We start from the raw sequence: 11,424 nt of genomic DNA, 5'->3' as shown, positions 1-11,424 counted from the left end.
ACCTAATGACGAAGGCATCGCGCGGGCTGGAAGGAGCCCTGGTCAAACTCTGCCGGGGCGGTGATTACGAGCTGACGGTGTCGGGCCGTACCGAACTCACACCGAACTACCTCAGGCTGCATTTCAGTGCCGAGCGGTTGCTCGCCGAACAGCAGGTGCACCCCACGATGTGGGTGCGGGGCTGGTTCCCTGACGAGGGCAAGGCCCATCAGCGCGGCTACACGCTGGTCAACGCTGATCCCGAGGCCGGAACCGTGGACATCGATTTCGCCATGCACGACGGCATCGCCACCCGCTGGGCACGGGCCGCCCAGCCCGGCGACGTTCTGGACGTGACGGTCCTCGGCAGCAACTTCACGCTGCCCGAACCCACGCCGGCCGGCTACCTGATCGTCGGCGACACCGCGTCGCTTCCGGCCATCAACTCGCTGCTCGACGCGATCGGGGATGCCCCTGCATGGGTCTTCCTGGAGGCGGGGCACGACGACGACCGCGAGCTACCGGTCAACGGGGGCGCGGAGATCATCTGGGTTGACCGGTTCGACGAGGATCTGCTGGAGACCCTCAGCGCATCGGCTTTCGACGCCTCCGACCACTTCGGCTGGGTCGCCTGCAACAACCGCACCACCCGGGCCGTGGCGCGGGTCTTCCGCGAGGAGTACGGGATCCCGCGCAGATCCATCAAGGCGCAGGCGTACTGGGTGGCCTGAGCCACCCGGATCACAGCGCGGTTTGAATCGGGGCGGGCGTCGAAGCGATCTCGTCGAGCACTTGGACGTTGTGGGCCACGTCGCGACTCTCGCGCGCCGCGATCTCTTTGATCGCCAGATCGAATGCGCCGACCAGGCTGGGCGGGTCGAACGCGGCCTGCGCCTGCTGACTCACCTGTAGGTCTCGCGCCCAGATCGTCGCCGGCCGCGCGAATCCGGGCTCAAGTGCCAGCACCGTGGCGAATCGCCAGGCGCTGTCGCGCAGCGAGCGGATCGCCTCGTTGAGGACAAAGATCTGGTGCTGTTGGAGCACGGCATAGATGTCGGCCAGCGCCGGGGAGAGTTCGTTGATGTCGTTGACCACCCCGCCGATCTGGCTCGCCAGCACCGCGTTGATGGTGTCGAAATCCTTGTGCAGCGAGGGCAGTTGGCCCGGGCCGACGAGACCCTGCACCGCGATGCCGAGGTCCAGGACGATGTGGGCGGTGACCCCGGCGAGCATGTGCTGCACCAGGATCGGCTCGGGCTTGTCGGCCCACTGGAAGGTGGCCCGCCACGACCGGGTCGGCTTCGAGTACCGGTCGGGGTGGAAGTACCCGTTCAGCGCATCGAAGTAGCGCTGCGCGAACGCCGCGTCGAGCCGGTCCATCCGCGGGCCGTCCTCGAATGCCCCGTCCTCGACCGCGACACCGACCGCGATGGTGATCCGCTTGTACAGGGCTGCGAAATAGCCCAGCCGACTTGAGTTTTCCACCGCCCAGTCGGTGACCGTGTCGGTGGCCGACACGACCTCGGCAATGCTGGTGACCGGCGGTATCGGCGGCAGTGGCGTCGGGTGACTGGCCATATTCGAAAGTATGGGGCAGGTGAGCCTGTTCCGCCCGGCAATCGGCTACTCCACCGGTAGTTGTGCCGGAATGACCAGAGGGGCGACGAACTCGGCCAGCATGGTGCGCTCGTCGGTCTCGTCGCCGCCGGGGAAGACCAGCAGCGACACCATGACGCGCACCAACCACCTGGCCCGCCGGCCCACCTCGTCGTCGGCTTGCGTTGCTCCGCCGGCGAGCGAACCGACGAAGCCCTCGACCAGCGCCCGGATCACCTCGGAGTGTTCGGCCATCTCGCCGCCGATCGGCCGCTGCGCGGTGGCGAACCACGACGACAGGGCCGGGCTGTCGCGCACCGCGTTCAGCGCGGTGATCACACCTTCGATCAGTCGCTGCGTCGGATCCTTCACCGCGGCCACCTGTTCGCTGACCTCTTCGTACAGGCGGCGCGCCTCGCGGTGCACATAGGCGGTGTAGAGCGCGTCGCGATTCTCGAAGTAGCGGTACAGCGTGGCGCGGGAACAACCTGCGGCCGTCGCGATCTCGTGCATGCCGACGGTCGCCGCGTCCTGCTGGGTGAACAGGGCGTCGGCGGCGTCGAGGATGTGGTCGGCGGCCACTTCGGACCGCCGGGCCGACAACCAGTCGCGGGGCATCAGGCCCCTGCCCGGAACAGCACCGAGAACGGCCGCCGCACGTAGCTGCCGCCTGCCCACGTCACGGAGTCCAGGTCGACCTCGAAATCGGGGTAACGCGAGAGCAGTTCGGTCAGCGCGACCCTGGACTGCATCCGGGCCGCGGCCGCACCGAGGCAGAAATGCGCGCCGTGGCTGAAGGTCAGGATGTTGCGCGGGGATCGCCGCACGTCGAGTTCGGCTGCATCGGCGCCGAACTCGCGCTCGTCGCGGTTGCCCGAGCCGTACAGCAGCAGAGTCTTGCGTCCGGCCGGGATGGTGGTGTCGCCGATGGTGACCTCGCGGGTGGTGGTGCGGGCCAGGCCCTGGACCGGGGAGGTCAGGCGCAGGAATTCGTCGATCGCCTCCGGGATCAACTCAGGGTCGTCGATCAGGAGCTTGCGTTGATCGGGCCGCTGCTGCAGGAGTTGCACTGCGCCGCCGAGCATTCCGGTGGTGGTGTCGTTGCCGCCGGTGACCATGGTGAAGGTGAAGGCCAGGATCGACAGCACACCGGCGATGTCGCCGTCGGCGCCCACGCCCGCGGCCACCAGGTGCGAGATGGTGTCGTCGCCGGGTTCGCTGCGGCGCCGTTCGATGAGCTCCGAGAAGTAGGCCATCATCGAGGCCACGGCGGCGCCGGCGGTGCCCATGGCCGCGGTGATGCCACCGGCCGAGCTGTTGGCCGCGACGATCGCATCGGTCCAGCCGTCGAACTGGTCCCGGTCTTCCTCGGGCACCCCGAGGTAGTGCGCGACGACCATCGAGGGCAGTGGCTTGAACAGCTCGGCGGCGATGTCGCCACCGCCGTTCGAGCGCAACCCCTCGAGGCGCTCGACGACGAAGTCCCGCACCTTCGGCTCGACGGCTTCCACCTGGCGCGGGGTGAACCCGCGCGAGACCAGCTTGCGGAACTCGGTGTGTACCGGCGGGTCCTGCATGACGAACGGCGGATTGTCGGCCAGCCCGATCATGTCCAGCTCGCCGTAGGTGACCGTCAGGCCCTGCGCCGACGAGAAGGTGCCGTGGTCGCGGGCGGCGGCCCAGATGTCGGCGTGCCGAGACAGCACGTAGTAGTCCTGCTCGGGGTGCTCGTCGGGCACCACGTGGTGCACCGGGTCGTGGTCGCGCAGCGCGGCATACATGGGCCACGGGTTGGGCCAGGTATCGGCATCTGCGGGGACGAACCGGGCGGGGCTGTGAGACAAAGTCGCTGCCATGTCTTATTCGTACGACATAGAGGGGAATAGTGTCAATAGTCGGTTGGCTGGGCCGTCATCACCGTCCTGAGGTCCGCATTAGGCTCGGGCGTGATGAGCACCCCTGACGCGCCGCAGTTACCTGCCCAGACGCCGACGTGTTACCGGCATCCGGACCGCCCCACCTACGTGCACTGCACGCGCTGCCATCGCCCCGTCTGCCCGGAGTGCATGCGCTCGGCGGCCGTGGGCCATCAGTGCGTGGACTGCGTCAACGAGGGAGCCAAGTCGATTCAGGCACCACGCACCCAGTTCGGCGGGAAGGTGCGCACGGGCGCCCCGATCCTGACCTACTCGCTCATCGCGGTGAACGTGCTGATGTTCGTGCTGCAGATGACCTCGAAGAACCTGGAGCAGGAACTCACGCTGTGGCCGCCCGGCGTCGCCGCGCACGACGAGTACTACCGCCTGGTGACCTCGATGTTCCTGCACTACGGCGCGATGCACCTGCTGTTCAACATGTGGGCGCTCTACGTGGTGGGGCCGCCGCTGGAACAGTGGCTGGGCCGGCTGCGGTTCGGGACGTTGTATGCGCTGAGCGGGCTCGGCGGCTCGGTGCTGGTATATCTGGCCTCCCCGCTGAACAGTGCGACGGCCGGGGCTTCCGGGGCGATCTTCGGTCTGTTCGGCGCGATCTTCGTGGTGGCCCGCAAGCTCAATCTCGATGTCCGCTCGATCGCTGCCGTCGTCATCATCAACCTGGTGTTCACCTTCGCCGGACCCGCGCTCGGGACCGGGTCGATCAGCTGGCAGGGCCACATCGGCGGCCTGGTCACCGGTGCGTTGGTCGCCGCGGCCTTCGTGTACGCCCCGCGTGAGCGCCGCAATGCGATTCAGGCCGGGGTCTCGGTGGCGGTGCTGGTGTTGTTCGCCGCGCTGATCGCCTGGCGTACAAGCAGTCTGCTCGCCGGCTTCGGCATGGCCTGAGGCCTAGATCGCCGCGCCGGGATTGAGGATGTTCTGCGGGTCCAGTGCCTGCTTGATCCGGTGATTGAGTTCCACTGCGTCCGGGCCGATCTGGCCGGCCAGCCACGGCTGCTTGAGCCGGCCCACACCGTGCTCGCCGGTGATGGTGCCGCCCAGTCCCACGGCAAGATCCATGATCTCGCCGAAGGCCAGCTGCGCCCGCGCGGCCATGTCGGCATCGGCCGGATCGAACACGATCAGCGGGTGGGTGTTGCCGTCACCGGCGTGGGCGATCACCGAGATCAGCAGATCCCGATGGGCCGCGATCGCCGCCACCCCGCTGACCAGTTCGGCCAGTGCGGGCAGCGGCACCCCGACGTCCTCCAGGAGCAGTGACCCCTTGGCCTCCACGGCCGGGATGGCGAAGCGGCGCGCGGCCACGAAGGCCTCGCCCTCGTCCGGGTCGGAGGTGGAAAACACCTCGGTGGCACCGCATTCGGTGAACACCTGAGCCATGAATTCGGCGTCGTCGGCCCCCGCGGCACCCCGATCGTCGGAGGCCGCGACCATCATCGCCGCGGCGTTGCGGTCCAGCCCCATCTTGAGCTTGTCCTCGACCGCGTTGATCGCCACCGAGTCCATGAATTCCAGCATCGACGGCCGGATCTTTCCGGTGATCTTCACGACCGAGTTCGATGCGGCTTCCACGGAATCGAACGTGGCCACCACGGTGCACGGGGAGTGTTGTGGCGGAAGCAGCCGCAGCGTCGCCTCGGTGACCACGCCAAGGGTGCCCTCGCTGCCGACGAACAGTTTGGTCAGGCTCAGGCCCGCAACGTCTTTCAACCGCGGACCGCCCAGGCGCACCGCGGTGCCGTCGGCCAGTACCACCTGCAGGCCCAGAATGTAATCGGTGGTCACGCCGTACTTGACGCAGCAGAGCCCGCCCGCGTTGGTGGCGACATTGCCGCCGATGCTGCAGATCTCGAAGGACGACGGGTCGGGCGGGTACCAAAGTCCCTGTGCGGCAACGGCCTTCTTTACCTCGGCGTTGAGCAGGCCGGGCTGCACCACGGCAGTGCGGGTGACCGGGTCGACGGTGATGTCGCGCATCTTCTCGGTGGACAACACGATGCCGCCGTCGAGTGCCGTCGCACCGCCGGACAACCCGGTCCCCGCGCCGCGCGGCACGACCGCCACCCGGTGCGCGCTGGCCCAGCGCAGCACGGCCTGCACCTCCTCGGTGCGGGTGGGCCGGACCACTGCCAGCGGTGTCCCCGCGGCCGGATCGGCAGCCCGGTCCTGGCGGTAGGAGGCCAGGATGTCGGGGTCGGTGACGACGACACCTTCGGGCAGTTCGGCGATCAGCTCTGACAGCACACCGCGATCCTACGAGCGGGTGTCAGCCGACGGCGAATACCCGGTAGTGCACCTCGCTGAGCGATACCTGGTTGATGGCAACGGTGTGGACGGCGTTCAGCCACCGGTAGCGCTCGTCACCGGTCTCGAAGAGCGGGCTGGACCTCGCTGTCATCTCGTCGTGACGGATCAGCTCTCCGGCGGTGAACCGGTCAGCGGTCGCCTTGTCCATCTGGACCCGGCCGGTGTTGGTCAGGTAGATGAGGGCGCCGTCGTCGGTGCGCAGGGTGGCGCGCACATCCAGGCGTGCCACCCCGTCGGTGCCGAGCAGGACCCAATCGCCTCCGCCGGGCAGGACGTCGGCCGCGATGCGCGGCCCGACGCACCGGCCTTGCTTGACGACGTAGGTCATGCGAGTGCCCAACGGGGTGGAAAAAACGTGTACAGACTCGAAGGCGATACGGATGTCGAGCAAGTGGTCGAAGGCCGGGGTGGCGTCGATATCGACGAGAGGTGTTGTCAGTGTGGTCATTTCGGTTCCCTCCTAGAGCGGACGAATCGCTGCGCCAACCAGGTCGTCGGCTTCGCCCCGGCGCAGCATGAGCCGGGCGATCGCGTCGTCGGAGCCTTCGACGCGGTGCTCGTCGGCGCCGGCGCCCTGGACCCAGTTCCTCCCGGTCCAGGTGATGGCCATGGACTTCGACGGTGCGGTCAGCCGCAGGGTGACGGGCCCGCTCTCCAGCGGTTGGGCCTGGCGTAGCAGGAACAACTCGCCGAATCCGAGGATCGCTTCGATGGTGGCCGGGGAGAACGTCGAGCGGCGGTCGCCGGTGGCCACCTTCAGGTCGTCCAGGTGTACCCCGAATTCCAGGATCAGCGAGCGCAATGCGGCGGCCACCGGGAAGTCGCCGAACGGTGCCGGTATCACCGGCCACTGACTGGGTGCCTGATCGAACGCGGCCTGCAGATGTCCGACCGCCAGCCGGATGGCCGCCGGTAGGTCGGGGTTGGTCAGGGTGAGTTCTCCTGGCGGCGTGGTGATTTGGGCCCGTGCGCGGTGGTAGGCCTCGGCGTCGCGGAAACAGACGACGGCCACGTGGTCGGCCAGGTCGTCGATGGTCCAGCCCGCGCACGGGGTGGGGGAGCGGCGCTGGTCCGGGTCGAGGCTTTCGAGCAGGTCGGCGAAGGCCAGGGCTTCGTCGGTGGCGGCGGTGAGCAGATTGTCGAGGGTCATGTCGTCACGGTAGGCCCATCAACTTGGAAAAAACAAGTATCAAGTTGGAAATTCCAATTGCGACTATGCTGGCCGTATGGCGTCACGGTCCTACGGGCAGCACTGCGCACTGGCGAAGAGCCTCGACATGGTCGGGGATCGCTGGACCCTGCTGGTGGTCAGGGACCTGCTGGAAGGCCCGCTGCGGTACGGAGACCTGCTGAGCTCGCTGGCCCCGATCTCCACCGACATGCTGGCCGGGCGGCTGCGCGACCTGGAGGCGAACGGCCTGGTGCGCAAGCACACGCTGCCGAAGCCGGCGTCCACTACGGTGTACGAACTCACCGACGACGGCCGGGCACTCGAGGACGTGATCAACGCCTACTCCCGGTGGGGCCGGCATCTCATCGAGACCCGCGCACCAGGGGACGCGATGCGTCCCGAGTGGTTGATCCGCTCGGTGCGCGCGTTCGTCCGTGCCGACCGTGACGGACCGCCGGTCACGGTGTGCCTCGTGACCCCCGAGGGGCAGGCGACCGTCGAGATCGGGCCGGACCGCATCGACGCGTGCGAGGACGGGACGGTGCCCGACGTGACACTCACCGGCGAGGCTGAGGTCTTGGGTGCGGCGATGGACCCGGCGCAGGTGCCGGCCCTGGTGGCCGATGGCAGCCTGGTGATCGACGGAGATCCCGCCGCGGTCAGGCAGCTGGCGAAAGTCTTTGCCCCACCACGGATCAGGAGCTAGTCGAGCTCAGTCCACGGTCCGCTGGTCTCCTCTTTCGGGATCCACAACAGGGGCTGGCCGGCCCGGCAGTATTCCTGCACCTGCTCGTCCCATGGGAATCTGCCGTCCCGGTCGGGCCAGAACATCTGTACGACCGGAAACCACGCTTGGTGGAAGTCGATCCCGGCACCGAAGAAGTCCCGGTACCAACTGGGGTGTACCTCCCGGACGGCCACCGAATAGTCCTCGAGGATGTCGTCACGCACCTGGCCGGATTCCAGCGGGCGGTCGTCGCGGACTTCCTGTCCCGCCACGTTGACGATCGTCATCATCGTCTCGATCCGTAGGCCGAACAGGCAAACCTCCGGACTGCGCAGGGTGTGCCACAAGCCGATCGAGTATGCCCAGTCGGCAGGCGCCTCACCCCCGGCGCCGACACCCATCACGTGCCAGCCGTGATCGGTCACGTTCGCGGAGATACGGCTGTCGCGTTCCTCGGGGGCGTCGCTCACCCGAAAAGGTTACGTCGAACCGTGTTCCGTTCGTGGCGGCCGGTCCAGCTCGCGCAGCGCGGTCAGGAACACCGCGACCAAGCCGAGCAACAGCATCGGCAGGGACAGTGCCAGGAACGTCGCGTGCAGCCCGGCGGCGTCGGCCAGTGGCCCGGCCAGGATCAGCCCGAGCGGGCCCGCGGCGTAGGCCAGTGAACCCATCACCCCGACCACCCGGCCGCGCAGGTGCTGCGGGGCGGTGGTCTGCATGACGTAGTTGTAGATGGGTGCGATCGGCCCGTAGACGAACCCGACGATCGCGCACAGCACCAGGATCAGCGGGAGTGGTGGCAAGAAGGCGATCACCGTCATCGCCACACCGAGCGTGATCACCGCGATCAGCATCGTGGCCCGTCGGCTCATGTACTTCGACAGCACCGCGTAGCCGAGTGCGCCCAGCAGCCCGCCGATGCTCAACGCCATCAGCACCCAGCCCAGTTCGGTGGGCTCGTTGCGGTCGGTGAAGTACTTCGGGAACAGGACGGATTCCATGGGCATGTAGAGGCCGGTGGCCACCAGGTCGACGATCGCCAGGGTGCGCAATACCGGTGTGTGCCAGACGAATCGCAGCCCTTCGGCGATGCCGGCGAGCACGCCTTCGGTCAGCATCGAGCGGTCCGGGGTGCCCGCGCCCTCCAGGCGCAGCACCGAGATGGCCAGAATCGAGCAGCAGAACGCGCCTGCGGTCACCCACATGGTGTTGATCCCGCCGAGGGTGGCGATCAGCAGGCCGCCGATGCCTGGGCCGACGATGTAGGCCAGGTTGAACACCGCCTCGTACACGCTGTTGGCGTGGTCCAGGGTCCAGCCGGCCCGGCCCGCGGCCTCGGGCAACATGGTCTCCCGCGCGGTCATCCCGGCCGGGTCGAAGAAAGCGCCGAGTGCGGCCAGGGCTGCCAGCACCGCGACGTTGACCGCGTCCACCCCGAATATCAGAGCCAGCATCGGTACCGCCGCGACCGACAGAGCCGAGAGCAGATCGGAGATCATCGACACCCGTCGGCGCCCCAGATAGTCGACGGCGGCTCCGGCGATCAGGGTGGCCACCAGCAGCGGCAGGGTCCCGGCCATCGCGACGATGGACGCGTCGAGCGCGGATCCGTTGCGCTGCAACACCAGCCACGGGAACGCGACGATCGTGATGCCGTTGCCAGCGCCGGCCATCAACGCGGCGAACAGGATCAGCAGCAGTGGGCCGCGCTTGGTGTTCGTCATGGGGTATCGCGGCGAATCTAACAGCGCGCCCCGGGTGTACGCGACGGATTTTGGGGCACAGTTAAGTGATGGAGCTGCCCCATCCGAGGACCGGAGATCTATTCGACTCCCCGGTACCGCCCGGTTCGGGCTGGCCTGGCGATCCGGCGGATGCGACCACGCCGGTGGCCAAGACCGCCGCGCAGGTGCGGCGGCTTGCCGCCCGGGTGTCCACCGTGCCGGAACTGGACGCGCCGGTCTCGGTGTGCCGGGCCTGCCCCCGGCTGGTCAAATGGCGCGAAGAGGTGGCCGTAGCCAAACGGAAATCCTTTGCCGATCAACCATATTGGGGCAGGCCGGCCACCGGTTTCGGTGCGGAGGCGCCCGGCATCTTCATCGTCGGGTTGGCCCCGGCCGCCCACGGCGCCAACCGCACCGGGCGGGTGTTCACCGGGGACCGGTCCGGGGATTTCCTGTTCGCGGCGTTGCACCGGGCCGGGCTGGCCAACCAGGCGGTGTGCGTCGATGCCGCCGATGGCATGCAGCTGATCGACACCCGCATGGCCGCGGCGGTGCGCTGTGCACCGCCGGCCAACGCGCCCACCCCGGCAGAGCGGGCCACGTGTGCGCCGTGGCTGCAGGCTGAATGGCGACTGGTCGGGCCGTCGGTGCGGGTGGTCATCGCGTTGGGGGGTTTCGCGTGGCGGGCGGCCCTGGAGCTGCTCGGCTCGACCATCAAACCCGCGCCCAAGTTCGGCCACGGTGCGACGGTGACGCTGACCTCGGAGTTCGGCCCGGTCACGCTGCTCGGGTGCTTCCACCCAAGCCAGCAGAACACGTTCACCGGCCGGCTCACCGAGGCCATGCTCGACGACCTCTTTGTCACCGCACGGCGTCTCGGGAACGAACCCGCCGGCTGATGACGTTGACGCTGTCATGCGGCTTTCTGTCCTCGACCTCGTCCCGGTGCGTACCGATCAGTCCACTGCCGATGCCCTGACGGCAACGACTCACCTGGCGCAGACCGCTGACCGGCTCGGATACACGCGCTACTGGCTCGCCGAGCACCACAACATGCCCGCGGTTGCTGCCACCAGCCCGCCGGTGCTGATCGCCCACCTGGCCGCGCACACCACGCAGCTGCGGCTGGGCTCGGGCGGAGTGATGTTGCCCAACCACGCACCGCTGGCGGTGGCCGAGCAGTTCGCGCTGCTGGAGGCCGCCAATCCCGGTCGCATCGACCTCGGCATCGGCCGGGCCCCGGGCTCCGACCCGGTCACCTCGCTGGCACTACGCGGCGCCGCAGGCCGCGATGATCGCGATATCGAGGCATTCCCGCAGTACCTCGACGACGTGGTGGCGCTGATGAGTGCGCGCGGGGTGCGGGTGCCGTTGCCGCGGGATCTGATGCGCGAGAACTATGTGCTCAAGGCGACTCCGGCCGCGCTCAGCGAGCCACGGATGTGGCTGCTCGGCTCGTCGATGTACTCGGCGCACCTGGCGGCGGCCAAGGGATTGCCGTACGTGTTCGCCCATCACTTCTCGGGGCACGGCACTGCCGAGGCGCTGGCCGTCTACCGCGACGAGTTCCAGCCCAGTGATCTGGCGGCCGAGCCCGTGACCTTCCTGACCGTCAACGCTTCGGTGGCAGAGACCACCGAAGAGGCCAAGGCGTTGATCCTGCCGCAGCTGCAGATGATGGGCCGGCTGCGCACCGGCCAGCCGCTCGGCGCCCTCGACCTGGTCGAGGATGCTGAGGCCGTGGCACAGTCGGGCAGCCTCTCGCCGCAGGCCCAGGCCGTCGTGGCCTCCGGGCTGGCCCGTGCCGTGGTCGGCTCACCCACCGAGGCTGCTGATCAGGTCCGGGCCCTGGCCGAAGAATTCGACGTCGACGAGGTCATGGTCAACCCGGTGGGCTCGGCCCGCCGCGGTGCCGATCCGGCCACCGCGACGGCGCGCGACACCACGCTGGAACTGCTCGCCAAAGAGCTGTTCTAGGTCTGT

General features: G+C 68.3%; 13 protein-coding genes. 5 read left to right on the top strand and 8 right to left on the bottom strand.

What is annotated here, in order from left to right; genetic code table 11:
* The first annotated feature begins 5 nt into the window (after positions 1-5).
* Complete coding sequence (locus TX88_RS20550; RefSeq protein WP_044519740.1) at positions 6-710, top strand: siderophore-interacting protein; 705 nt, start codon at positions 6-8, stop codon at positions 708-710.
* A 10-nt stretch (positions 711-720) separates the two neighbouring features.
* On the opposite strand, the gene TX88_RS20545 is transcribed toward TX88_RS20550, so the two are convergent.
* The 3 genes from TX88_RS20545 to TX88_RS20535 are packed head-to-tail and all read right to left on the bottom strand — an operon-like array spanning position 721 to position 3,431.
* The gene (locus TX88_RS20545) at positions 721-1,557 is read right to left on the bottom strand and encodes a DUF5995 family protein (protein ID WP_044519738.1); all 837 of its coding nucleotides are present in this window, start codon (positions 1,555-1,557) and stop codon (positions 721-723) included.
* A 45-nt stretch (positions 1,558-1,602) separates the two neighbouring features.
* Entirely contained in the window at positions 1,603-2,193 is a 591-nt protein-coding gene (locus TX88_RS20540) for a TetR/AcrR family transcriptional regulator (RefSeq protein ID WP_044519737.1), read from the bottom strand.
* On the bottom strand, positions 2,193-3,431 hold the full coding sequence (locus tag TX88_RS20535) for a cytochrome P450 (protein ID WP_044519736.1): 1,239 nt from the start codon (positions 3,429-3,431) through the stop codon (positions 2,193-2,195). The genes TX88_RS20540 and TX88_RS20535 overlap by 1 nt, the downstream gene beginning before the upstream one ends.
* A gap of 93 nt (positions 3,432-3,524) precedes the next feature.
* Here TX88_RS20535 and TX88_RS20530 point away from each other — a divergent pair, with 93 nt between their 5' ends.
* Positions 3,525-4,397 (top strand): rhomboid family intramembrane serine protease, encoded by an 873-nt coding sequence (locus TX88_RS20530; RefSeq protein ID WP_167333302.1) that lies wholly within the window; start codon positions 3,525-3,527, stop codon positions 4,395-4,397.
* 3 nt (positions 4,398-4,400) lie between these two features.
* Here TX88_RS20530 and TX88_RS20525 read toward each other — a convergent pair whose 3' ends face one another.
* The 3 genes from TX88_RS20525 to TX88_RS20515 are packed head-to-tail and all read right to left on the bottom strand — an operon-like array spanning position 4,401 to position 6,969.
* Complete coding sequence (locus tag TX88_RS20525) at positions 4,401-5,756, bottom strand: FAD-binding oxidoreductase (protein WP_044519734.1); 1,356 nt, start codon at positions 5,754-5,756, stop codon at positions 4,401-4,403.
* A 22-nt stretch (positions 5,757-5,778) separates the two neighbouring features.
* Complete coding sequence (locus tag TX88_RS20520) at positions 5,779-6,267, bottom strand: DUF3237 domain-containing protein (protein ID WP_044519733.1); 489 nt, start codon at positions 6,265-6,267, stop codon at positions 5,779-5,781.
* Between the two features lie 12 nt (positions 6,268-6,279).
* Entirely contained in the window at positions 6,280-6,969 is a 690-nt protein-coding gene (locus TX88_RS20515) for a maleylpyruvate isomerase family mycothiol-dependent enzyme (protein ID WP_044519732.1), read from the bottom strand.
* Between the two features lie 76 nt (positions 6,970-7,045).
* Between TX88_RS20515 and TX88_RS20510 the strand changes: the two genes are divergently transcribed.
* The gene (locus TX88_RS20510) at positions 7,046-7,696 is read left to right on the top strand and encodes an HxlR-like winged helix-turn-helix transcriptional regulator (protein ID WP_044519729.1); all 651 of its coding nucleotides are present in this window, start codon (positions 7,046-7,048) and stop codon (positions 7,694-7,696) included.
* On the opposite strand, the gene TX88_RS20505 is transcribed toward TX88_RS20510, so the two are convergent.
* A complete protein-coding gene (locus TX88_RS20505; RefSeq protein WP_049925226.1) occupies positions 7,693-8,187 on the bottom strand; it encodes a DUF4262 domain-containing protein in 495 nt (164 codons plus the stop codon). The genes TX88_RS20510 and TX88_RS20505 overlap by 4 nt on opposite strands.
* Before the next feature lie 9 nt (positions 8,188-8,196).
* Positions 8,197-9,441 (bottom strand): multidrug efflux MFS transporter Tap, encoded by a 1,245-nt coding sequence (locus TX88_RS20500; RefSeq protein ID WP_044519727.1) that lies wholly within the window; start codon positions 9,439-9,441, stop codon positions 8,197-8,199.
* A 68-nt stretch (positions 9,442-9,509) separates the two neighbouring features.
* Between TX88_RS20500 and TX88_RS20495 the strand changes: the two genes are divergently transcribed.
* Both TX88_RS20495 and TX88_RS20490 read left to right on the top strand, forming a co-directional pair.
* Positions 9,510-10,340, top strand: coding sequence for a uracil-DNA glycosylase (locus TX88_RS20495; RefSeq protein ID WP_044519726.1), 831 nt, complete (start codon positions 9,510-9,512; stop codon positions 10,338-10,340).
* 16 nt (positions 10,341-10,356) lie between these two features.
* On the top strand, positions 10,357-11,418 hold the full coding sequence (locus tag TX88_RS20490; RefSeq protein WP_044519725.1) for an LLM class flavin-dependent oxidoreductase: 1,062 nt from the start codon (positions 10,357-10,359) through the stop codon (positions 11,416-11,418).
* The last annotated feature ends 6 nt before the right edge of the window (positions 11,419-11,424 follow it).

Source organism: Mycolicibacterium septicum DSM 44393, from assembly GCF_000455325.1.
Lineage (GTDB): Bacteria > Actinomycetota > Actinomycetes > Mycobacteriales > Mycobacteriaceae > Mycobacterium > Mycobacterium septicum.
Note: the sequence above shows the minus strand (reverse complement) of the source record. Positions and strands in the feature narration are given on the sequence as shown.

Excerpts from the sequence above, each read along its gene's own strand:
- TX88_RS20510 (WP_044519729.1), top strand. The coding sequence starts at position 7,046 with ATGGCGTCACGGTCCTACGGGCAGCACTGCGCACTGGCGAAGAGCCTC.
- TX88_RS20515 (WP_044519732.1), bottom strand. The coding sequence starts at position 6,969 with ATGACCCTCGACAATCTGCTCACCGCCGCCACCGACGAAGCCCTGGCC.
- TX88_RS20530 (WP_167333302.1), top strand. The coding sequence starts at position 3,525 with ATGAGCACCCCTGACGCGCCGCAGTTACCTGCCCAGACGCCGACGTGT.
- TX88_RS20545 (WP_044519738.1), bottom strand. The coding sequence starts at position 1,557 with ATGGCCAGTCACCCGACGCCACTGCCGCCGATACCGCCGGTCACCAGC.
- TX88_RS20520 (WP_044519733.1), bottom strand. The coding sequence starts at position 6,267 with ATGACCACACTGACAACACCTCTCGTCGATATCGACGCCACCCCGGCC.
- TX88_RS20550 (WP_044519740.1), top strand. The coding sequence starts at position 6 with ATGACGAAGGCATCGCGCGGGCTGGAAGGAGCCCTGGTCAAACTCTGC.
- TX88_RS20495 (WP_044519726.1), top strand. The coding sequence starts at position 9,510 with ATGGAGCTGCCCCATCCGAGGACCGGAGATCTATTCGACTCCCCGGTA.
- TX88_RS20540 (WP_044519737.1), bottom strand. The coding sequence starts at position 2,193 with ATGCCCCGCGACTGGTTGTCGGCCCGGCGGTCCGAAGTGGCCGCCGAC.
- TX88_RS20535 (WP_044519736.1), bottom strand. The coding sequence starts at position 3,431 with ATGGCAGCGACTTTGTCTCACAGCCCCGCCCGGTTCGTCCCCGCAGAT.
- TX88_RS20500 (WP_044519727.1), bottom strand. The coding sequence starts at position 9,441 with ATGACGAACACCAAGCGCGGCCCACTGCTGCTGATCCTGTTCGCCGCG.
- TX88_RS20490 (WP_044519725.1), top strand. The coding sequence starts at position 10,357 with ATGCGGCTTTCTGTCCTCGACCTCGTCCCGGTGCGTACCGATCAGTCC.